General features: G+C 38.1%; 17 protein-coding genes. 13 read left to right on the forward strand and 4 right to left on the reverse strand.

Features of this window, described 5'->3' with window-relative positions:
- Positions 1-54 precede the first annotated feature (54 nt).
- The 5 genes from AC27JP_RS15585 (at position 55) to AC27JP_RS15605 (ending at position 6081) form a co-directional block, all read left to right on the forward strand.
- A complete protein-coding gene (locus tag AC27JP_RS15585) occupies positions 55-876 on the forward strand; it encodes a patatin-like phospholipase family protein (RefSeq protein WP_487116728.1) in 822 nt (273 codons plus the stop codon).
- A 250-nt stretch (positions 877-1126) separates the two neighbouring features.
- The gene (locus AC27JP_RS15590) at positions 1127-1945 is read left to right on the forward strand and encodes a PEP-CTERM/exosortase system-associated acyltransferase (RefSeq protein WP_487116730.1); all 819 of its coding nucleotides are present in this window, start codon (positions 1127-1129) and stop codon (positions 1943-1945) included.
- Between the two features lie 84 nt (positions 1946-2029).
- Positions 2030-3697 carry an FAD-binding oxidoreductase gene (locus tag AC27JP_RS15595; RefSeq protein ID WP_487116732.1) on the forward strand — a complete coding sequence of 556 codons (1668 nt, stop codon included), beginning with the start codon at positions 2030-2032 and terminating at the stop codon, positions 3695-3697.
- Between the two features lie 281 nt (positions 3698-3978).
- A complete protein-coding gene (locus AC27JP_RS15600) occupies positions 3979-4848 on the forward strand; it encodes an Npun_F0296 family exosortase-dependent surface protein (protein ID WP_487116734.1) in 870 nt (289 codons plus the stop codon).
- 357 nt (positions 4849-5205) lie between these two features.
- A complete protein-coding gene (locus tag AC27JP_RS15605; protein ID WP_487116736.1) occupies positions 5206-6081 on the forward strand; it encodes a PEP-CTERM sorting domain-containing protein in 876 nt (291 codons plus the stop codon).
- Between the two features lie 145 nt (positions 6082-6226).
- On the opposite strand, the gene prsT is transcribed toward AC27JP_RS15605, so the two are convergent.
- A complete protein-coding gene (gene prsT / locus AC27JP_RS15610) occupies positions 6227-8989 on the reverse strand; it encodes an XrtA/PEP-CTERM system TPR-repeat protein PrsT (RefSeq protein WP_487116738.1) in 2763 nt (920 codons plus the stop codon).
- A 296-nt stretch (positions 8990-9285) separates the two neighbouring features.
- Here prsT and xrt point away from each other — a divergent pair, with 296 nt between their 5' ends.
- Entirely contained in the window at positions 9286-10722 is a 1437-nt protein-coding gene (xrt, locus tag AC27JP_RS15615; RefSeq protein ID WP_487116740.1) for an exosortase, read from the forward strand.
- 68 nt (positions 10723-10790) lie between these two features.
- On the opposite strand, the gene AC27JP_RS15620 is transcribed toward xrt, so the two are convergent.
- From AC27JP_RS15620 to AC27JP_RS15630, 3 genes are all read right to left on the reverse strand, one after another.
- Entirely contained in the window at positions 10791-12365 is a 1575-nt protein-coding gene (locus AC27JP_RS15620) for a hypothetical protein (protein ID WP_487116742.1), read from the reverse strand.
- Between the two features lie 78 nt (positions 12366-12443).
- Positions 12444-13439 carry an endonuclease/exonuclease/phosphatase family protein gene (locus AC27JP_RS15625; protein ID WP_487116744.1) on the reverse strand — a complete coding sequence of 332 codons (996 nt, stop codon included), beginning with the start codon at positions 13437-13439 and terminating at the stop codon, positions 12444-12446.
- Positions 13429-14484, reverse strand: a complete 1056-nt coding sequence (locus tag AC27JP_RS15630) for a glycosyltransferase family 4 protein (protein ID WP_487116746.1) — start codon at positions 14482-14484, stop codon at positions 13429-13431. The genes AC27JP_RS15625 and AC27JP_RS15630 overlap by 11 nt, the downstream gene beginning before the upstream one ends.
- A 141-nt stretch (positions 14485-14625) precedes the next feature.
- Here AC27JP_RS15630 and AC27JP_RS15635 point away from each other — a divergent pair, with 141 nt between their 5' ends.
- The 7 genes from AC27JP_RS15635 to AC27JP_RS15665 all read left to right on the forward strand — a co-directional run bounded on the left by AC27JP_RS15635 (position 14626) and on the right by AC27JP_RS15665 (position 22963).
- The gene (locus AC27JP_RS15635; protein ID WP_487116748.1) at positions 14626-15549 is read left to right on the forward strand and encodes a glycosyltransferase; all 924 of its coding nucleotides are present in this window, start codon (positions 14626-14628) and stop codon (positions 15547-15549) included.
- Between the two features lies 1 nt (position 15550).
- Complete coding sequence (locus AC27JP_RS15640; protein WP_487116750.1) at positions 15551-16366, forward strand: glycosyltransferase family 2 protein; 816 nt, start codon at positions 15551-15553, stop codon at positions 16364-16366.
- 374 nt (positions 16367-16740) lie between these two features.
- Positions 16741-17844, forward strand: a complete 1104-nt coding sequence (locus AC27JP_RS15645) for a glycosyltransferase family 4 protein (protein ID WP_487116752.1) — start codon at positions 16741-16743, stop codon at positions 17842-17844.
- 34 nt (positions 17845-17878) lie between these two features.
- Complete coding sequence (locus tag AC27JP_RS15650; protein WP_487116754.1) at positions 17879-18874, forward strand: glycosyltransferase family 2 protein; 996 nt, start codon at positions 17879-17881, stop codon at positions 18872-18874.
- Between the two features lie 81 nt (positions 18875-18955).
- On the forward strand, positions 18956-20749 hold the full coding sequence (locus AC27JP_RS15655; protein WP_487116756.1) for an asparagine synthase-related protein: 1794 nt from the start codon (positions 18956-18958) through the stop codon (positions 20747-20749).
- A 1-nt stretch (position 20750) separates the two neighbouring features.
- The gene (locus AC27JP_RS15660; protein WP_487116758.1) at positions 20751-21863 is read left to right on the forward strand and encodes a glycosyltransferase; all 1113 of its coding nucleotides are present in this window, start codon (positions 20751-20753) and stop codon (positions 21861-21863) included.
- A gap of 11 nt (positions 21864-21874) precedes the next feature.
- The gene (locus AC27JP_RS15665) at positions 21875-22963 is read left to right on the forward strand and encodes an acyltransferase family protein (protein WP_487116760.1); all 1089 of its coding nucleotides are present in this window, start codon (positions 21875-21877) and stop codon (positions 22961-22963) included.

The raw sequence follows: 22963 nt of genomic DNA on the forward strand, positions 1-22963 counted from the left end.
TTTTGCCCATAATTAAGTGACTTACTATTGAGAAGCACACATGGAGGAAGATAAGTGGCAAGTATAGTACCTATTTTGGCAGGCGGTGGCACGCGGTTACCAGCACATATTGGAGTATTGCAAGCACTAAAAGAGCTGCAGGTTAATTTTTCTCATATTGTTGGTGTATCAGGTGGAAGTATCATTGCTAGCCTTTATGCTGTGGGACTCTCAATCGAGGAAATAAAGCATATTGCCGTCACCACTAACTATAATCAGTTTAGAGGCTTTTCGTTGCTCGGCTTAATTCGCAATGGCGGCTTAAGCTCAGGAGATGTATTTGAGCAATGGGTTGATCGACATTTAGATGGCAGAACATTTGCTGAACTTGACTATCATTTGCATATTGTTGCCACCGATGTAAAAACAGGTCGGCCTGTGATATTTAACCGCGATAGAACACCCGGTATGAAAATATCGCAAGCGGTGCGATTTTCCATGTCCATTCCACTTGTTTTTAGCTTCAAAAATTTTGGTAAACATCTAATGGTCGACGGTAGTATATTGTCTGAAGATGCCTTACATCGTGACTGGGCCAACAATGGCACACCTGTATTATGTTTTCGCCTGCGCGGAGAGCATGAATATGATGAGCTGAAAACTAACGGGCTATTTCCGATAGTGAACTATGTCACACTTTTGATCAGAACATTTATGACGACAATTTCGAGAGAATATATCAATGACGCTTTTTGGCATAGCACTATCATCATTAACACCGGTCTATCCTCTGCCGTTGACTTTGGTATGAGTGAAGAAAAAAAGTTTGGCTTATTTGATATTGGCTATAAAACCGCAATGGAAATAGTCCCCATTAAAACAAAGTTCAAAAACTAATTTGTGAACAGTAGCTTGCCGTATGTTAGCTGAACTTTAGGCGAAGCAGATGAGTGTTTGATAACCCTAGGTAAATTAATTAAGGTTTACTGCAAGAAGATCAAAAGTCTCAGCTATTATTTAGCGAAGTTTTATTAATATAATCTATAATCTAGCGATAAAATGTTAAATTAATTATACAAGCATGTTTAAATCAAGTAATAATAGTGGCTACGCTTAACCTTTTATATGCTAGGAAGCAGAGGTAACAATGAATTGGAGCAAGAAATTGCTAAATGTGCCTGTTATTGGCCATATCACTAAACGAATTGCATCGATGAAAGTCAATCATGATGCCATGAATATTGCTGAGCATTTTACCCAATTCTTAAAACCAGAAGTGGCGATTAACGACGAACTACGCGATGAAGTATTTCGTATTCGCCACAATGTTTATTGTGAAGAGCTTGCCTTTGAAAAAGTAAAAGATGAAGGTAAAGAGCAGGATGAGTTTGATGCCCAATCAATTTTTTCAATGATTAAGCATAAGCCGTCAAATACCTACACTAGCTGTGTCAGAGTGGTTAAATCAGCCAATGAAACAGAATTATTACCGATAGAAAAATATTGTCTTGAAGCTATTCAAAATGAAGAACTACACCCAAGTAACTTTCCACGCCACGAAATCGCTGAAATATCTCGCCTTGCAGTAAAAGCTGACTTTAGACGACGTAAAACAGATAAATTTAAGGGCTCCGCTATCGGTGCCATAAGTGAGTCAAGTTACTCAGAAACCGAGCTACGTTGCTTTCCATTTATTGCTATCGGATTATATATGGCAGCAGCAACCATGAGTATCGAAACAGGGGTAAAGCATGTTTACGTCATGATGGAGCCACGGTTAGCCCGTAGTATGAAGTTTGTTGGTATTAACTTTATTCAATTGGGTGAAGCAATTGACTATCATGGTTTACGAGCACCATACTATATCAACTCAACTATCTTCATGGAGAATCTTTCGCCAGGTTTCAAGTGTCTTTACAAAGAAATATCTGAAGATATTTGTAAGCACATTGCCGCTATTACCTAATACCTAATTTTTCGCATTAAGAGCGACAGACAGTTAGTATAAGTGTTGTTACTAGCAGGCTACCAAACCAACAGGGAGTTATAAATGTTAGATACCCTCCAAGAAATCAAAAATGTGCTGCACGAAAAGGCCGAGCTGCTAACAGAAAACGAAGAATTTTCTCATTATGTCAGAGGCACGGAAGGCTTAAATAGTTTTCCAGAAAAACAACGCTCAATTATTGGTGCCGTAAAGCCCAATAGTAAAAATGATGTTAAAGCCCTACTCAATTTAGCAAACCAACTCAGTGATAATGACCAGTTGAAATTCAGTATTCACCCGATTAGTAGTGGTCGAAATTGGGGCTACGGCACCAGTCAACCGCCGGCTCCAAATAGCCAAACACTGATACTAGATTTATCAACCTTAACAAAGATTGAATTTGATGACGAACTAGGACTTGTCACACTAGAGCCCGGCGTAACACAGCAGCAACTTAGTGAATTTTTAATCGCCCATGGTGATAACTTCATGGTTCCGGTTACTGGTGCAGGGCCTGATTGTTCAATCGTAGGCAACGCCATCGAACGTGGCTACGGCATTACCCCACACAGTGAACATTTTAACGCGGTCAATGCCATTAAAGGCTTTTGGGCCAACGGTCGTCCGTTCCAATCAGCCATTTATGAGTTAGACCAATCTGAAGATAAATTTGTTGATAAAACCTTTAAATGGGGGGTGGGGCCTCATTTAGATGCACTTTTTACTCAATCAAGTTTTGGCATAGTAACCGAGATGACGATACGGCTAGCCGCTCGCTCACCTGCTTTTTCTTCATTTTTCGTGCAACTAAAAGATAACGATGTCCTTGACCAAGCAGTACCTTTAATTCGACAAGTATTAAGGGAATATGAAGGTATAGTGGGCTCCATTAATCTTATGGATAAACGTCGAGTATTGGCCATGTTTGCTGAGAATCCAAACGGAAGCAATCAACATAAGGTTATGTCAGATGATGACGTTAGTCGCCTTGCTAAAAAGCACGATATTCCCAGTTGGACAATTGTCGGTAGCATTTATGGCAGCAAAGGTGTTGCTAAAGCTGCACAAAAAGAAATTTCAGCAATTTTTAACGCTTTATCAGGTAAACAAATTTTTTCAAATAGCTTGCTTGTGCGCACAGGAAAGCTATTCATTTACAATACCCCAGAATTTTTATTTAAGTTAATCCCTCCTCTTGCTATGGTCAGAGAGCAACTCAGATCATTTGATATGGGTAATGAAATAATGCTTGGCAAACCCAATAAAGTCGCGCTAAAACTGCCGTACTGGCGTCATAGCGATAACAACATTTTGTCTCGCTCTTCGCTATCGCCCGGTAAAGATAAATGTGGACTACTTTGGTATGCACCGCTTGTTCCGATGAAACCAGAAGCAATGAAGGATTTTACCGCCTTTATCAGAAATACTTGCCCTAAATATCAAATAGAGCCTTTTATTACTTTTACTAACTTAAAACACGACTGTGTTGATAGCACCATTCCAATTGTATTTGACCAAGACAATGAACAAGCCGTGCGAGATGCCCATAGCTGTTTAGACGAACTTGTTAGCGAAGGACTGAAAAAAGGCTTTGTACCTTATCGTTTAAATATCGACCAACAACAAAATTTACTCAACAAAGAGTCTGATTTTTGGCAAACAACTAACGAATTAAAGAAAGTATTAGATCCAAATAGAGTATTGAGCCCTGGTAGATATAACCCTATTTAAGTTGTCTTTTTGATTATCCTATCTTAAATTTTCTTGCTATGTTATTGCGTGAATTGAAAGGCCAGAGCATAGCAAGTTAAGAAGTCACTTTATTGGTTGATAATTATACAAAATTGCTGTCGACATATTTTACACCATCAAAAAACCTCTTATATACACCTTACAAAAAATCATACAAGCGCATGTTAAATAAGTACTTTTAATAAATGGCACGCATGATGCTTATTAACCATCAGCAATGACATGATGTTTTACATTCAAATAGATGGAAGAAGTGAAGTATGAACAAATTAATTAATAAAAAGATTATAGGTAGTTTAGCGCTAGGTGCAGCCCTTACATGTGCACAAGCAAATGCAGCTATCATCACTTTTTTTGGTGATGATATCGCTTCAGGTCAATGGGCAACAGATGGCTCAGGCCTAACAAGTAGCTTTGTTGATCAAAGCAATGTGATCGATGCAAGTAACGGTTACTTTATTGAAACTTTTGATACCGCTACGGCAATGACAGATTTAGCCGGTGTTCCAGACATGCAATACAATATTGCGGGCAATTCTGATGGCTGTGGCGTAAACACCTTAAGCCAACCTGGTATTACTGTTACTGAAACTGGTGGTGGTTTAGGTGTTGCTGATGGCAACCTACCAGGGCAAGCAGCACGACCAGGTAATACTGGTTCAGCAAATTATGTTGATAACACTTGTTACGGTTTTACTCCTCAAACAGGTAGTTCAGGTACTGTTGAAGTTGACTACACAGCCTTTTTAGCAGGTTTAGGCGGCGTACAGTTAGATTACTTTGGTTTCTACTGGGGTTCTGTTGATACCTATAACGATTTCGAATTCTTTAACGATAATGATGGCACTTCTGTAGCTATCACAGGTACTGAGTTATTAAACTTACTTGGTGGCCAATCAGGTAACCAAGGCTTACCAACGTCAAATACTTATGTAAACATCGATTTTGATGGCTTTGCTTGGAACCGCTTTGTCGTAACAAGTACAGGTATTGCTGGTGAGTTTGACAACGTTGTTACTGGTTTAACAACTCGTAATAGAGACGTTCCAGAGCCAATGTCACTTGCAGTATTTGGTTTAGGCTTATTTGGCTTAGGTGTTGCAAACCGCAAGCGTAAGTTTCAAAAATAAGCGATAACTTTTTGCTTGAATAAAATATAAACACTAAGGCTTACTGTTATTCAGTAAGCCTTTTTTAATACCCCATGACTTTCTTCACTTAATTCTCCCAGCACCCGAGTCTAAACAAAACGGCACTGGTGATAACTGTTCCGTCAAAGAGCAAAACCCTCGCGCATTAAAAAACTATCAACACTACTTTAGCTGTCAAGAAAATTTACAAAAATCGTATTTCAAAAGCTGCTGTACAAAAAACAACCAGGCAAGATGTTGTATTAGCAAGCAATTAAATTATTGGCATATTGAATGCATTTTTTAGCAAAGTTGTAGAAGTATATTCTTATAAATTTTTTTAAGGGATAACCTATAATGAAAAAAATTATCAAAAATTCGAGTGTGAAAACACTGGCTCTATTAATCGGACTATCTTGTACTGGAGCAAATGCTGGCATCATTGTAGGTTTTGGTGGTCAAGCAGCAACCGATGGCTCAGGTTTAACCAGTAGCTTGGTTAATGCTAACAATATACAAGATGTCTCTAGCGGATTATTTATTGAAACTTTTGACATCGCTACTGCGGTTACAGATGTTGGGGGTATCATTCCTGGTGGTCTAGGTGGTTCGGATACGACTCATAACTTTGATGCAACGGCTGATGCCGCAGGTTGTGGCGTTAATACCTTAGGTGCTCCAGGAATTGTATTGTCAGAAACTGGCGGTGGTTTTGGGGTCGGCTTTGATAACATCCCAGGCGTTGCCGCAAAACCTGGCAATGGTAATACTGACGTACCTTCAATAGAAGATAATACCTGTTATGGCTTTACGCCGGCAACTGGCTCTTCTGGTACAGTAACCATAGATTATTCGGGATTTTTAACCACCCTAGGCGGCGGCGTATTAATTGACTATTTTGGTTTTTATTGGGGTTCTGTCGATAATTACAATGATTTTACATTTTGTGATGGAGCTACTTGTGAAACCCTTCTAGGCACTACCTTATTGGCACTTGCTGGCACTCAATCTGGTGATCAAAGCGATGCGGGCTCTAACAGATATGTCAATATTACCTTTGATGGTGGCTTTGCATTTGATAAAGTTATTGTGAACAGTACCGGTATTGCTGGCGAATTTGATAATGTTGTTGCTGGCTTGAATAACAGACCAAATGTTCCTGAACCAACATCATTAGCCATTTTTGGCTTAGGGTTAATCGGTGTTGCATTAACTCGATTAAAACGTAGATAGAGTAACGATTGTTTGCCGATTTATTGGCTTTATGAAAATAGAAAAAACCCAGTACAGAGTGCTGGGTTTTTATTTGCTTAACTTAATTCATCTTCGAGCGAACCTTCACACAAATCACAAACGGCATTAAAAGCTATCCTAAGGATTATAACTTCGCCGTTAATGCATTAAGCTTTTCGGTTTGTACATCATTTTTTGGCTCAACGCCTGCGATTAATTTTTTTGCTTCTGCAGTTTTGTTATTAAGGATTAATAATTCAATATAATTAAGCGTTATATCAATATCTTTACCTTTTGAAAGTGAATGCGCTTCACTAGCTTTGCTAAGTGCAGTCACTTTATCACCGGATTTTAACAATATCTGCGCATAGGTATCTGGCACATTCGGAATGCTACCGGCCAACTCATAAGCTTTTTCAGCATAAGTCAAGGCGACAGCCATATTGTCAGCTTCCATATTAAGCCAAGCTAAATTATTAAGCGCAATCGCATTCTTTGGCTGACTTTCAACAATCACTTCATACGCTTTTAATGCTTTTTTCGGATCTGATTGAGTATAAAAATTAGCTAACAACTCTCTGATCCTAATAGCATCTGGGTTTTTATCTAAATGCGTTTCTAGGCCTGCAATTGCTTGTTCTCGTTGATTAGATCTGGCCTTGGCTACAGCAATGAAAATAGCGTTTTGGCTCGATGGTATCGCTTGATAAAATTCATTTAGTAAAGGTATCGCCTCGGCATAATTTCCTTCTAATAGAGCAATTCTTCCCTGCATACCTTGACGATTAGTTTCACTTAACCCTTGTGCTGATAGCTCTTTAAATAAGCTTTTTGCTTCGCTAACTTTACTCGAATCGAGTAACAGCTTCATTTTTGCCAGCTGTAAAATTTTACTATTATTTGGTTGCGTTACGATTGCTTTTTCAATGACACTCAAGGCGCGACCAAACTGCTTAGACATCGAATAGCCATTGACCAGCAACAACACAGGTTCAATATGATATGGATTTGACAATAACCAATTTTGAGCAATATTCTGTATTTCTGCGTTATTCTTTTGCTTCATCTGAGCAATAATTTTTAATTGCCACAATTTTTTAGGTGAATTAATCGACGTGGTATAGGATGATAATATTTCATTGGCTTCGGTAGGTTTAGCAAGGTCAAGTAACACTTCCGCATATAGCAAACCGTATTGAATATTAGCCTTTTGACTTTCATAAAGCGCCTTAATGCTTGCTAAAGTCTCGCTGTCTTTCACAATAAAATAGTGCTGCTTTAAAATGCTAACATTATTGGGGAAAAGTGATATCGCTTTAGATGACCATGCTTTTGCCTCGTCTTCTTTCCCTTCATTTAGCGCTATTGCCGTTAATTCTCGTAGAGCAAATAAATTTTTTGGCTGTAACTCAATGCTTTTCATTAGCGTTTCTTTGGCTTTGGCAATATCACCTTGTTTTATTTGTATCGCTGCCTGTATATTGTAGCCTTCTGCCTTTTCAGGATGAGCTTGCTGCCATTTTTCAGCAATACTAGCAGCTTGTTCAAAATCACCGGTTTCTATCGCAAGATAGGCAATGGCTAATTCCGCCCCTTTCATATTAGGATCTTGAGCGACGGCCAGCTCTAAATCCTTAATTCCTGACGGGTCGTTTAACATTAGCTTTAAAAAACCTTCACGGACATTATTTTTAGCGCTATTTGGGTCTTCTACCCTTTTTTGACCTGCCAGCTTGTCTGATATTTCTTTTGCCTTTTCAAAAGCGCCTAACTTTGCCAGCTGAAAACTAAGTGAGGACAAAAAGTCGATATCCTCTTCAGACGTTGGGCTAAGTTCACCAATACTGTCATCTAGATCTGTCACTAAACCAAGTTGTAATTGATTAACAGCAAACATCTTACGAGCCGGATGCGCTGGTGCCAGATATTTTACTATCGGCTTCAAATGCACATAACTTTGTTCATAGCTCTTTAGAAAATATGAACTAATACCAGCAATAAGTTGCAAATAAGGCTTATTAAAATTGCTGGTAAGCGCTTGCTCGGCGTGAGATTTTGCTTCTTTATAATTTTTTCCCTGAAACTTCACCGCCGCTTTAACATAATGTGCAAACGCCTGGTTAGGGAAGTTAGCTAAAATAGAGTCGGCATATTTTTCAGCTTCATCAAAGCGTTGCTCTTTTAAGAGTGACTCAGTCAGATAAACAGAGCCAATCCCAGACAGCGGTTGTATTTCAACATAACGCGTAAAACTTTTGCTGGCTTGGCTAAAGTCGCTAAGAGCCGTGGAGATTTGCCCTTGTAACATTAAAGCGTCAGGATTATTTGGCTCAATTGATAAGGCTTGCAAAATCAACTTCTTCGCTTCTTCGGGGGTGTTTTTTGATAAATTTAAATAACCATTCGCCATTAAGGAGTATATATTTTCTGGAGCAAGTTCATTTACCGTAGCCACTGCGGCTTCGGCGGCGTCATTATCGCCGGTTCTCAGCGCAGCTAAGGTTTTATAAGAGAAGTACTGAGCTTTAGCATCAGCTGAGAGTTTATCGCTATGTTCATCAAGGGACAAAACACCAGCATCATCCTCAACCAGTAAATAGGCTCTTGCCAATGAAGGTATTACTTGGCTATCAGGGTAGTCAAAATCCAGTGCTTTTTCTAACTCCTTCGCCGCATTCACCCCACTGCCTTGGCGTAAATAGGCTTGACCGAGTAAATAACGCGCTTCAGCATTTTTCGGCTCTAATTGAATCGCATTCTTTAGTTCGATAACAACTTGATTAATTTCACTAGCTTCAGTCAAGCTTTTTGCTTTAGCAAGGTGTGAGCTAGCCGTTTGTTGTTCACCACAACCAACTACACCGATTAACAGAATAAGCCAACAGGCAATAATTTTTTTCAGTCTCATGATTTCATCCTTTTCAAGCCAAAGACTTTTGACTTAGCTGTCAATTTTTCTTCTTGGTATTATGAACACCTTGTATGCCGACACCAAGGTTTATGCTTTCTATTAACAATAAATACTAGCATAGAGCCAGTAAAGATAACATCCATCTATTAGGATTGCTTGCTTGGTTGCCGTGATGTAATTTAGGACCAGTAATAACAAGTTGCTAACAAGTGAGCAGTGCTGTTAAGGTTACTCAAACGTAATGCTAACGTATTCAAGAAATAGAATATTATTCACAGGTGTTAGGTTTATTCATGCTTTCGCCATTAACAACATTAAAAATAAAATCAATGAAGCCGACAGAAAATAAAACTTTAAGCATACTTCGCCAGAATTCGACGTTTTTAGCGATCACTTTACTCTTTTTTGTTATCTGGTTGTTAAATATCCCTATTGCGAAAACCCTGTGGCGCCATAGCTTTGATGATGGTACTTATTCCCATGCTTATCTGATCCCGTTTATTGTGCTTTATTTATACTACAGCCTTGCAAGTGTAAAGCTGTTGGAATTCTCTTCAGACATTAAGCTTGCAAAAGTAGTACTGCTCGCCTTAAGTTGTTTTTGTCTATTTTTAACTGCCACCGCTCAATTGAGTGTTGGTTACTGGCTTTCAATACTTTTAGTATCTTTAGCCTCGGTTAACTTATTGTTTCGCTTTAATTGGTACCTGCTTTTTCCAACGACACTACTGATATTTATTTTTCCAGTCTGGGGCGCCTTGGTGCCATTATTGCAAAATATTTCTACAAAAGCCGTGACCTTTATTATGGGCTTTAGTGGTATACCTATTTATGTTGAAGGTCAATTTATCACCATTCCCGCCGGTGTATTTGAAATTGCCGGAGGCTGTAGCGGCTTAAGATATCTTATTGTTTCTTTGGCAATTAGTTCATTGTTCATCTTTTTGTATATTCAAAATGTAAAGCGCGCAAGCTTGTTTTTAACGGTTGCTATTTTAGGGGCTTTATTAACCAATTGGATCCGCATTACTGCCTTGATTGTCATTGGTGATTACACCGATATGCAGAGTAGCTTGATGACAGATCATAACGCCTTTGGTTGGTATTTATATATGCCATTTATGCTCTTATTATTTCTCTGGGGTAATAGACTTTCCGATCATGATCTAGTTAATACAAAACGTAGCGCCCAGACAAAAACTTCAGATTCAGCTCAACATTATGGCAATGTATGGGTATTGTTACTGTGTTTAATGATTTCCTCAACGACGATCAGCGCCTCATTCTCCGCAAATGAAACACCTGATATAGCGCATGAATTTACAAGCAAAACAAAGCCATCGGTTCACTTTTATTCTGCCGTAGAACAACATAAAAATACCGGCAATAGTATTAAGTTAACCTATTACTTTAATGGCAATGAACTCGACGGCAAACCAAGTTATTATGAAAACAACTTAATCCCTAATGGTTGGAAGATAATTGACCAACAACGTCAGTCAATAGGCTTAGTTTATAACGTATTTCGAGCAAATAAAGAGGCGCTAATTGTCGCTAACTATGAAATTAATCAGCAGAAATTCTCTTCATTAAGCGCATTTAAAATGGCGCGTCTAACCTTAGCAGCAAAAAACATTAGCAAAACCAAACTAAATTGGTTATTTGTACCCTGTACAACGAGTTGTGACGATGAGTTAAACGCACTGAAACACTACAGCAGTGACCTTTAACTCACCAGCATGACAGTATCAACCTTGTATTTTGATTAATAAGGCGTGTTTAAAGCTCACACTCAACATTAATTTGTTGCCCAATTGGCACCCAATATTAAATGCGCGAGCCAAGGTAAGTCACTGGTGGTTGAATACATCCAAGCAAATCGTCTTGGCGGTTTAATTTCCCAATACGCTTTCGGTTGCTTGCTTTTTTGTTCTTTTAGCCACTTAACGTAGCTTGCTTTACATTGTTCGGTTAGCGCAGCAAATAAGGTTTCTACTAAAAAACCATCTTGTTTAGTTTGTTGTTTAATATAAACCGACTTCCCCAATAGCGCCGCAACATCACAGGCATGTTGTGGGTCCGTCCACTGGTTCAATTCTTCTTGGTTGGGGTTTTCCATCGACACTAAATATTTAGGGATCACGATATTTTTAACCCTTTTATTTCCATAATAAATGCCATGATTTAAAATAAAGTCGCCAAAGGCATCAATTAATGAAGCTGCCCGTTTATCGCCGGAAAGAAGATAAAAACGCCACAAAGCATCTCCTAATAATGCCATCATCCATGGTGAACATGTTGGCGAGTTATCTCCCCAGCCTTCGTGTGCTTTGAAGCTATGTTGAGGGCAACCGCGTAATGGCCAATCATTACCGGGATTAAATGTCATTTCAACGGTCGCATTTATAATATCATTAATGCGCTTTAATGCGTTTGGCTCATTGCTAAGTTCCCAATATGAAACCGCAACATTTAATGCCGCTGCTTGGTTACGCTCGGTCCAAAAGCCACGCCATGAGTTATAGCTTTCATCCCAATCCAAAGATTTTTCGAACATTCGTTGCAAAGTTTTTTTCGCTTCGAAATCACCGCTGAGAAAAAAGCGATAAAGCAAACCTTTTGGCATTAACATTTTAGGGTCGAACTGCTTCTTTAATGTAAACTGGCCAGTTTCATCGATATGCTGCTGGTAAAATAAACTTAACTGATCGGCACTTATTTGCCATTTGCTTTCCCCTGTCATGACATATAATTGATATATGGCTTGTGCCCTGTCATAAAGCCATTGAGAAGCCCGAGTCTCCGGATAGCCCTTTTGATTAAGCAATGCGCTGTTAGTTATGTAATTGGCATATTTTTTCTGGGGTTCAAGATACCAGTCAGCATTAACATTTCCTATGTCATGCAAAAGTACACTTTGAGATAGCCAAGAAAGAGAGGGATAAACTAGAGCAACATTACTTGGCATTGTTTTAAATGATAATGCTAACGGCTTTTGCTTAGTGCTGTTTACAGGCAATAGTGGTTGCCAAGATAATGTCAGTGCTTGAGGTAAACTTTTTTCACCGGCAATCTCGACTAATAATAGTCGAATAAATTGTCGCTCTAACTTATATTTCTTTGCTGCAACCGTAGGCCATGTATTAATTAGTGAAAAATCTGCCGAAAGCACTCTATCGCCACTTTTTATTTTCAGGGCAGTATTTTCCTCAATATATTGAGGCAAAATGGGTAACAATAACGCGTAATTCCCACGCTTATCTTGATGAATACCGTTCGAGACTTCAAACGATATCTCATTGTTTTTACCGTAACTTGCCACAGAGCAAAATAACAAAAGAAATAAAGAAAGTTTACGCATGATGTTTTGCATTAGTTAACCTCAGCCTTTGTTAATGAAACAGTATAATGACACTAAACAAGACTTTCTTGTAACTATTTCACTTGTCAGTTAATGCTGTATTTTTAATCGAGTTAACACCGGCCGATGATCGCCAGAAAGAGAATTAACGACTTCGACATCAAGTAATTGAAAGTCATCTGAATACAAAACATGATCGATACGAATACCGTGCCAAAAAGTATGCTTAGTGTCGTTAAAAGCAAAGCCTTTGGCATCAATAGCATTATTTAACTTTGAAAAATTATCTTGATAAATATTCTCGTCTACGGGCATGTTAAAATCGCCGACAATCAAAGAGTGGCTTTTATTTTCTGACCATAAACTTACTAGCTCAGCCTGGAATTTACGATTACTTTCAATGCTATTCGCGAGTTGAAAATCAAATGTACGATGAATAAGCCCCATCAATACTGACCGAGGCGTTTCAAAATGAACGTTCGCCAATGAAACGGCACCTGCTTCAGTTTCAACGGAATAAAACACCGCAAAACTTCCCCAACCACCAAACAGTTTTCGATCTAATTTTTTGATCTGTTTAAAGGGATATTTGCTCAAAATACAAAGACCCGAAACACAGTCCGCAAAGGGGTAGTCAGTAAAGTTGCTTGATAAATCCAACCTTCTCGCTTCTTGTAATAAGATAAGATCTGGCTGAATATTTTTAGCTAGAAAATTTAGCCCAGTTTTCGAGCCTCCACCGCCAATGTTAGCGCTAAGAATAGTGATGTCGGCAATATCATCATTACCCGTAAAATACTCACCAAGTTTTGGCAACTGAAAGTCGAGATAATTTAAAGACAGTAGTAACAGAAGTATAGATACTGACAATTGCTTTTTTGAAAGTTGCCGCCAAAAAAACACCAACACAATGACCGCCAGTAATAACCACCAGCGCGGGCCGAATAACAAAGCATACTTAGGAATAGTAAATAATTGATTAGACGGCCAATAAGGTAGGCTGGTCACTAATAAGCACAAACTTAAACAGCCGTAAAAATACCATTGACTGAAACACCGTAACCTAGCCTGATAATTAATTTTCATAAAGCTCAGCGTATTTATTCGCAGAAGATTGTATTGAAAAATTTTCACTAATATAGTTAAAAGCGTTGTCACCCATCGACGTCAAACTTGATCCCTCGTTGATAATGTTGGCCATAATTTTAGCTAAGGTTTCGTTATCATCATAATCAAATAACCAACCCGTCTTGTGATCTATGACTAATTTGGGATTGCCGCCAACATTCGTCGCGATAACTGGAATGTTGTTAGCCATAGCTTCGATAATCACCATCGACAAGCCTTCCGTTTCAGAGCAAACCACTAACACATCAATGTTTGAATATATCTTTTCTCTATCACTCACCATGCCATGAAATGTCGTTGGTACATTAACAATCATTTCATTGTGATAAGATTCCAATTGCTTTAAACATTCGCCGTCACCAAAAAAATGTAACGCGATTTTATCTTGGAGATGCTTATTCAAATGATTAACAGCTTTTAATAAGCCTTGTTGATTTTTTAAAGGCACCATTCTACCCACAGAGCCTATTCGTACTATACCCCCGCTTTCAGAAACCTTATTGACAGGATTAATAATGACGCCATTATCAATGACAGAGTGAGGAATATCAGACCAAGAATGATATTTTTGAAAATTTTCCATCCCTTCCTGAGAAACAAAAGTTATAAAATCAATATACTTTTTGGCCCTAAGATGTAATTTGACCCAGAAATTTTCGTGCATAGTTTTTGCACCGTGGCGGGTATAAATAACCTGACAATTTAGATAGGGTAATATCCAAATTAACGATTTTAGTGCATAAGGCGTGTGGATGTGAATAACATCAAAATTGCGTAATTTATGATACATCTCCATTAGTTTTAACAGCTTGTTTTTTTTATAACTAACAATAATGGGAATTTTCAACTTGTTACATTCTTCAACTAAAGGCGTATCGCCCGAATAAAATGAAAAAATGGAGGGTTGTAAACTACTTTTTAATTGCGTGTGACTTAGATCTATAACAAATCGTTCAGCTCCACCAACTTGCAAGCTGCCAACAATATGTGCAATTTTTAACATGCTTATCTTTAACCAAGGTAATATTATTTTTATTGCCCATACATTAACATAAATACAAGAAATATTGACCTTAATAAAAAGGTTTCCAAAAAACAATTTTGCCTATATTATTTTATTAACTTGGTTATGTATTTCAAAAAAATGAATAACTTAAAAAATAATAAAATTGGCATTATTTTCTTTGGAGAGCATACCATTATCAACCAGTGGCGCTCACTGACTGAAAGTAATAAAAATTTTTCAGTTTGTCACAATCATCACCAATTATCACAGTACAAGCCAAATGAAAATATTGTTATTTATTTTAATACCAATACGAGAGAAGCGGTAAAAACAGCCTTAAGAATCAGACTAAAAGGTTTTAAAGTTATCAAGTTTTGGACTGGCACTGATGTGCTAAACCTGAACTGTTTATCTTTTTTTAAAAAAGCGTTATCTCTATTTTTGCTCAATAGGTTAGTTAAATTACATTTAACTAACAGCTCTTGGCTAACCGAGGAATTACACGAACTAAATATAAAATCAGAACATTGGATATCTCCCACCCCTTTATATTTTGCAGCAAAAAAAGCCTCATCAGCAGAGTTAGCAAAAAAAGAAAACATCGTTCTCATCTATTCAAATGAAGGCCGAGAGTGGCTATATAATTCTGAGTTAATGCTTGAAGTAGCAAAATTAACTCCGCAATTAAAGTTTATTTTTATTGGCAATAATGCCTTAAATACTGACCACTTACCAAACACCGAGTCATTAGGCATTGTTTCTCCAGAAAAAATGATAGCGCTGTACAAACAAGCACATATTCTTTTAAGAGTTACCGAGCACGATGGTTTTCCGCGCATGATAATTGAAGCCTTGTATTTTGGCTTAAACGTCATTTTCAACCGACCGGTACCACATACGATTTTATGTTCAAAAAATATCAACGAAATCAAGCAAAAGCTCACATCATTGCCGTTAGATGCGATAAATACTCAAGGAAGGGAATATGCACTACATGAATTTTCTGCACACCAATGGATAAAACAAATTCAACAATATGCCACTCAAATAATGGCGAAATAACATGAATAAGACTTCAGTTATTATCCCCTATTATAATAATGTTGACTACATAGAAGAATGTATAAACTCGATACTTATGCAAACCTGCCCACCGAAGGAAATCATTATAGTTAATGACGGTTCATCGGCAGAAAACCGCCAGTATCTAGAACAATTCAATGAAAAAGTTACCATTATCGATCACGAGGTAAACCGTGGAATAGCGCAAGCTAGGAACACAGGTGCAAGCAATGCAACAGGTGAGTATTTGGCATTTCTTGATGCTGATGACACTTGGGATCCAAATAAAGGCCAACATCAACAAGACTTATTGGATAGTGATGCTAAGTTAGCTGGCTGTCATACCGGTGTGCATGTGTTCTCAAAAAACAAAAATATTATCGAAACATGCATCACAAAACCCGCCATCCTAAACTTTAAAAACAGTGCGATAGAATCACATGTAGTGCCATCAAGCTTTATGCTCAGAAAGTCTATTTTCGAAGAAGTAGGAGGGTTTGATCCCAAAGTTGGCGTTGAAGACTATGATTTTTTTCTTAGCATGTTAACAAAAGGCCATCTAATCAGCTTTATTCCCCTGCCATTAACTTGGCTTAGAAGAGATGAACATGGTAACGAGTCAGCAAAATGGCAATATATTTTTCATGGTCGAAATGATGTACTGAAAAAGCATTGGCGGGTGTTATACCAGCACAACGGTTTTCTAGCTTTGCTAAAGTTCTTCCAAAGAACATGTGAATTGGCGCGATGGCGTGCTAAGAAACCAATGAGATACCTCTTTATGGCACTTTCATTGCTTCTACCAAGTGCTAAGTAAACTTTCCGTAACGCCACTTCAAGCCATTTAAAGTTGATATAAAGGCTATGCTTGTTCAAGCCAAGTGTTTAACAATCTAGCGTGGCTATTGCTTTTTAAATTGAGCATCACATTGAATATTAGCGATTGAGATTAACAATTTTTATCGCTTTTATTTGGTTAAATTAACAAATGTATTATTTAGCATTTGCATATGTAAATAAAGAAGAGATAATAGGTTAAAAAATTGTAAGTTTTTAATTTCGGGCACACTTATGCCGGCCATTTTTCATGTCATTAAAGTGGAGTTAACTTAGCTCATTAATAGATGTAATTGTTAAAAGTTAGCGATAACAATGTCGTTATTTGAATAATAGATTATTGATTGGTATGAGATGCAATATAATAAAAACTTAAGAATACTAGAAGTTGTTCAAAGCTTAGAAAAAGGCGGTAGGACCACACGGTTCTCTGACACAGTTTCCGGGCTGAGAGAGCATAAGCACTTCGTATTACCTTTGTGTTTATCAAAACCAAAGCAATGGGTAAATATTCCTGACTTGCAAATAATCGAAAAGCACACAGGCATTAATTGGACACTGGTTTTTCAAATAAGAAAAGTTATAAAAGAGAGTAAAATTAATCTTATTCATGCCCATTGTGAATTCAGTCAATTATACGCCAGTATCGCCGGATTCAGCCTAGGTATAAAAACAGTAGCTACCTTTCATCGTTCAGATTTAGCCAAATATCGTCCAAATTTGGTTAATAGCCTAATTCAGTTATTCGCGTCTCATTTTGTTGCCGTGTCTCATAATCGCCTTTCGTTATTGACTGAAAACCTAAAACTGCCTGCCAGTAAATGCCATGTTGTACACGGTGGCACTGTCATCGAAAATAAGCCAACTTCGGATTCTACCAACAAAATAAGAGCTGAGCTTAACATCCCGAAAAATCAAGTTATGTTACTCAGTATAGGTCACTTGGGCGTAATTAAGGGCCATCAAGATACGCTAACAGCCTTAGCTCAGCTTAGCCAAGAAAGCCAAGATATACACTTATATATTGCTGGCGATGGCTCAGACGACGAAAAACAACAACTATCGACCCTAGTAGAAAAATTACAAATCCAAAAACATGTCACTTTTCTTGGCCAAGTTAATCATTCATGCAAATGGTTAGAAGCGTGTGATATTTTCATTCAACCTTCAATAGAAGAAGCCTTTGGCCTGGTATTTGTTGAAGCTGGTGCAAAAGCAAAACCTGTTATAGCAACAGCCGTTGGCGGTATTAAAGAAATCATATTGCCTGAAATAACGGGTTTATTAGTGCCACCCGCTGCACCGGAAGAATTAAAGCATGCGTTAACTGTTTTAATAAACTCAAGCGCATTACGAACACAGTATGGTGAAAATGGCTATCAGCGTGTTACTGAAAGTTTTTCCCTTACCGCTATGATTAATAAATATACCGAGATATTCAACATCATTGTAAAGTAGCAGTACTTACACAACCACCTGTAGGGAGCATGAAATGGAAGATGTTAAAGTAACCGTTGTTATCACCCCACGCGATAGATATTCAGGCGTTATCGAGTGTATAGAAAACTTGTATAAACTAACCCCTGAGCCCTTTTTACTGAAGGTAGTCGATCTCGCTTACCCCAAAAAAATAAAGCGTCAACTAATTGAGTTGCTAGCCAGCAAAGATAACGCTGAACTCCTTGAAATGGGGTTAATAATCCCGATGGAAGCAATGCGCAACGTGCGAGAAAGCATTACGACTCCCTATGTTATGTTTTTGGATAATGACTCCAATGTTACAGAAGGTTGGTTACCACCTTTATTAGCGGTTGCTGAATCTGATGAAAAAATTGCCCTAGTTAACCCTTTAACGTTAGAAAAAGCGGGGGTCGACATCGGCGCACCGCTACGTAATCATTTGTTCACCAATGAAATAACATGCTTAGAAGTTGAGGGAACGGATTACCTTATCGAAGAAAAGCACTATCGACGTGCATTACCTGAAGACATTCCCCAAGAAGTTGTTGCGTCTGAAATGTTTGAGCTGCATGGTGTACTATTTAACACGAAAATTTTACAAGAAATTGAGTTGCCGCAAATGGTGATCCGTGAGCATATCGACATTGCCATTCAACTGAAAAAACTCGGTTACAAGGTATTTTCTCAACCGAACTCTATTGTTGTTTTTGATAATTTAGGCACAAGAATGGAATTGGCCGACATGAAATTCTTTTTCTTTCGCTGGGGCAAAACCCTAACTTGGCAATCTTCTCGCCTATTTGAACAGCGTTGGGGTTATAACTTTTATGCTGAACAAGCTATGTACCACTGGGTATTTAGAAGAAGAATATTCCTTTACTGTCGCTGGCTTCATATACCGATCAGCCTGGCAAACCAAGTGACTCGCGTTTTCGCAAAAATTAAAACCCTGATCAAACCCGTTTGGGATCCCGTAAAAAACCCTAGTGAGAAAGCAGTAAATTTTTTTGAAAACAAAAATATTTAATTTTCATTGACTAGCTTTTAACAGCAAGCATTAACATTGATTGCAAATAGACGGAAAATTTACCGAATTAAAGGAAATATTATGAATTGGACAGGGCTTATGCCGCAGGTAAAAACAGGCTTTGCTGGTTGGATAGAGTGTCAGCCATTTGATGATCTTAACCTAGTAACATCAGATCGACGCTGGCAAAGTGAGATGTTTTTATTTGAGTCGAAATCGACCTCTTCATTTAAGTTAGCAGACAATGGCTGGTTTATCTTTGCCCAAGGGCTCAACGATATTGAGTTTGATGATGTTTGTAAAAAAATAGTCCAAGAGCCTATTTTTGATGAAGAGCAAATCGCTGATCAGGAAGTTTTTTCCGATATAAAAAAAGAAATCACAGATTTACTTTTACCTGGTGCTATCGTTTTTTCTATACAGCCTTCTTTAGGGCGAGTTGTTGTCTTGCGTGATGCCTGTGGCTTTATCCCAATTTATTATCACTTTAGCCAAAATAAATTAATCTTTTCTTCGAATTTAGAAACATTGCGAAAACACACTCAATTTAGCGGCATAAATACCGATAAAATTAATGAAATGCTCGTTTACGCACACCGCACAGGTAAACGGACTTTGTGGCAAAATCACAATACTATTTCACCGGGTGGTGTCAGTATTTTCACTCAAAATCAACTAGCCGTTCACCAGTGGCTACTCACAGAACAATCTCAATATATCCCGAAATTACAAGAGAAGTTTAAATCCTTATCCGAATCAGCCCTGTTACTTGAAATTAAAAAGGCAATGGATAAAGCGTTAGAGCCTTTAGAAAATGAACCTCATGTATCAGTTCCTTGTGGTGGAGGTGTCGACTCTTCATTTCTCGGCGCTTATTTAGCGCAACGAGGACAAGACGTGACGTTTTGGTGTATTAATCAGCCAGAGGCCCCAGTCAGTGAAGATGAGTGGATGAAGCCATTATCTAAGCAACTCAATATTCCGTGCGAGTATGCCAACTTAAATAAAACCGTTTTTTTAGATAACCTTTTAGATCGAATGATTCAAGCTCATCAACCGATGACAGGACCTAACGCTGTTGGCGGCATATATGCGCGAAAGCTAGCACTAGAAGCGGGCGACAAAGTATTTATTTCTGGTGAAGGGGCCGATACCGTTTTTGGTGGTTTATCGCCATTTGGCCGATTAGTCCCTATGGTAAGTTTATTTAGAATGCTATCAAAGCTACCGAAAAGGCTGCGAATGCAATTAGATCGAGGAATAATTTCAGAAGCAGCGTGGGTGATGGACATGTCGCAAGTTGCTCCCACTGAAGATTTAGCCAAAATTTCTATGGGTGATATAGAGCGTGCAGAACTTTTAGCTGAAGTGCTAGAGTTTCCTGAAAATTCCAGCTCAAAAGAACGATTTGCCGATATTTTCAGCTGGATCCAGTTGAAAGAAGTTCCTTCTGGTTTGAACCATATATTCTTTGAAAAAGATGAATTTGAAGGAGGGGTAACTCATTATCCCTTTGCCCATCAAGCATTAATTAATTTAGGCTTAAATTTACCCTACAAATATAAAGTGAATGAAGGACATAAAAAGTGGTTATGGCGTAAATTTACCAGCGAATATATTGGTCACGATGTCGCTTTTAGAAAAAAATATGCCTTCCCTACGCTAACCCATATTTGGTTAGAGCCATCAGCGGCGCTATTAAAAGGCGGCTTTCTACAAGATTTATTATGCGCAAATGTTTCAGCTGTATTCGAGTCTTTACCAAAGTCAGATCCTGCCCGTTGGACATTACTAAACATCGAATTGTGGGGACGAATTCATTGTTTAGGACAAAGTAAAGAACAGCTGTTAAATACTATGATGAGTGCAAACTAGTATGGAAAAAAGTAATAACAGTCCATACGTGGTTCATTTAATACCGTCATTGGAAGTTGGCGGTATGGAAAGATTGGTATCTGATTTGGCCATTGGCAGAACCTCAGGGAAAACTTCGATTTTGTGCCTAAACAAATTGGGGGCACTTGGAGAACAAATTGAGAAAGATGTGTCAATTGACGTGCTTAACATTCCTCAAAACTTAATTTTAGCTACGTTAAAAGTTTATATAGCGCTAAGAAAGCTAAAACCTGACGTTATACATTGCCATAATTTACAGGCGCACTTTTTTGGCGGCATTTGCGCAATGCTGTTGCCAAAAACCCGAGTGCTTATCACCAAGCATGGCCAACACATTCCATCATCAGGTTTTACCTCAAAAATCAACAAACTAACATTGCAAAAAAGCAAAATAATTGGCGTATCTGCTGACATTACTAAGCTCATGCAACAGTGGATTACAAAAAATCATCATCCTATTGAATATATTGCCAACGGGATTTCTCTTGCGCCTTATCAAAACCCCAAACAAAAAGAAGATGCAAAAAAAGCGCTAGGTATTGAACAAAATGCCTTTTGCATTGGTATTGTTGCTCGTCTTGCTGAGCCTAAAGATCACTTGCTGCTTATCGACGCCATTGCCTCTTTGTCTCAAGCTCACCCTGATATTAAGCTAGTTATCGCCGGCGATGGCCCATTACGCAATAAAATAGCAACTTATATCAACGAACATCAATATCAACACACGGTACTTATGCTCGGAGAGAGAAAAGACATTGCCAACATACTCAATGCCTTAGACGTATTTTCGTTAACGTCTTCATCTGAAGGTATTCCAATGACCATCCTCGAAGCGATGGCGGCTAGCTTACCGGTAATTGCTACCGATGTTGGTGGCATCCCGCAAGTAGTTATTAATGAAGAAACTGGCTTTTTGGTTAAAGACAAAGATAAGCATGGACTTACCAAGGCAATAAAACAACTTTTTGAACAGCCGAAATTACGGCAAGAGTTTGGACAAAAAGGTCATTTATTTTTAAAAGACAATTATTCCATTACGCAAGTTGTGGCAAAATATGAAAGCGCTTATTTAAACCTAGGGCTTTCACGTTAAAAGGGCATTGAATGTTTGGTACCGTAAGAACGATATGGGCCCTAATGGTTGTTATCGGACATATATTTTGGGTTAGTGACTTTGGCCGATTTGCCGTCTTTGGCTTTTATATTTTAAGTGGTTTTTTAATGACCTATGTCATGCAAGAAAACTATGGCTACTCATTTGCATCAAAAATAAAATTTGCGGTAAACCGCTTTCTTCGCCTTTTCCCAGCTTATTGGCTCGCATGCGCAATAACAATATTAATAATTCTAATACTAGGCAATTCAGAAGACGGTAAGTATGCCATCATGACAATCCCTGATACTGCATTGTCAATCATAGCTAATTTAACCTTAATCTTTCCTCATTGGATGCCAAGCCAAGTTGAACCTAGGCTATCGCCAGCGACATGGGCATTAACGGTAGAGCTATTTTTTTATAGCGTGATTGCCTTAGGTGCCTCAAAAACCCTAGTTAGAACCTATATTTGGCTAGCACTTTCCGTGCTATTCATCTTGGCCACATACATGTTAGATTTATTTTGGCATGCACGTTATTTCTCAATACCTGCTGGCTCGTTGCCCTTCTCACTTGGAGCATTGATTTACTTTCTGGTAAAGGAAAATAAAACTAAATTTGTACCGCCAGTTTTAATTAGCTCACCACTCGCCTTATTCGCGGCAATGTTTGCAATTGCCATCTTTGTTTCTGTTACCATCACAAAAGGTCTCCCTTTATGGGCAATGGAAGTTTTATTTTATTGCAGTATGTTTTTTAGCTTCTTTCTTATACTTTCCTTAGCCATGGGTAAACCATTTACCCTCTTTATTTCCAAAAGCTTAGATAAAAAATTCGGTGATTTTTCTTATCCTTTTTATTTATTGCATTATCAAGCGGCGGCAATTTCAAGCTATCTAATATTTGGTCAAACAACTGTTTTCAAAGGAAATACAACGCTAATCGCAATACTAACTACGTTTACTATTTTGTTATTGCTGTCCTATGTCGCGATCAAGTGGGTGGACAATCCTATAGAGAAGTTACGAAGCAAAATTAAAAACATAACATCTAAAAAATCTCCACTCACTGACCCTCCTCCCTCTGAGAATAAGTAA

This window comes from Colwellia sp. SU-HH01172 (assembly GCF_057553355.1).

Coding starts and splice junctions, on each gene's coding strand:
- AC27JP_RS15635 (WP_487116748.1), top strand. CDS start 14,626: ATGAATAACTTAAAAAATAATAAAATTGGCATTATTTTCTTTGGAGAG.
- AC27JP_RS15595 (WP_487116732.1), top strand. CDS start 2,030: ATGTTAGATACCCTCCAAGAAATCAAAAATGTGCTGCACGAAAAGGCC.
- AC27JP_RS15660 (WP_487116758.1), top strand. CDS start 20,751: ATGGAAAAAAGTAATAACAGTCCATACGTGGTTCATTTAATACCGTCA.
- prsT (WP_487116738.1), bottom strand. CDS start 8,989: ATGAGACTGAAAAAAATTATTGCCTGTTGGCTTATTCTGTTAATCGGT.
- AC27JP_RS15655 (WP_487116756.1), top strand. CDS start 18,956: ATGAATTGGACAGGGCTTATGCCGCAGGTAAAAACAGGCTTTGCTGGT.
- AC27JP_RS15640 (WP_487116750.1), top strand. CDS start 15,551: ATGAATAAGACTTCAGTTATTATCCCCTATTATAATAATGTTGACTAC.
- AC27JP_RS15590 (WP_487116730.1), top strand. CDS start 1,127: ATGAATTGGAGCAAGAAATTGCTAAATGTGCCTGTTATTGGCCATATC.
- AC27JP_RS15665 (WP_487116760.1), top strand. CDS start 21,875: ATGTTTGGTACCGTAAGAACGATATGGGCCCTAATGGTTGTTATCGGA.
- AC27JP_RS15645 (WP_487116752.1), top strand. CDS start 16,741: ATGCAATATAATAAAAACTTAAGAATACTAGAAGTTGTTCAAAGCTTA.
- AC27JP_RS15625 (WP_487116744.1), bottom strand. CDS start 13,439: ATGAAAATTAATTATCAGGCTAGGTTACGGTGTTTCAGTCAATGGTAT.
- AC27JP_RS15600 (WP_487116734.1), top strand. CDS start 3,979: ATGAACAAATTAATTAATAAAAAGATTATAGGTAGTTTAGCGCTAGGT.
- AC27JP_RS15605 (WP_487116736.1), top strand. CDS start 5,206: ATGAAAAAAATTATCAAAAATTCGAGTGTGAAAACACTGGCTCTATTA.
- AC27JP_RS15650 (WP_487116754.1), top strand. CDS start 17,879: ATGGAAGATGTTAAAGTAACCGTTGTTATCACCCCACGCGATAGATAT.
- AC27JP_RS15620 (WP_487116742.1), bottom strand. CDS start 12,365: ATGCAAAACATCATGCGTAAACTTTCTTTATTTCTTTTGTTATTTTGC.
- xrt (WP_487116740.1), top strand. CDS start 9,286: ATGCTTTCGCCATTAACAACATTAAAAATAAAATCAATGAAGCCGACA.
- AC27JP_RS15630 (WP_487116746.1), bottom strand. CDS start 14,484: ATGTTAAAAATTGCACATATTGTTGGCAGCTTGCAAGTTGGTGGAGCT.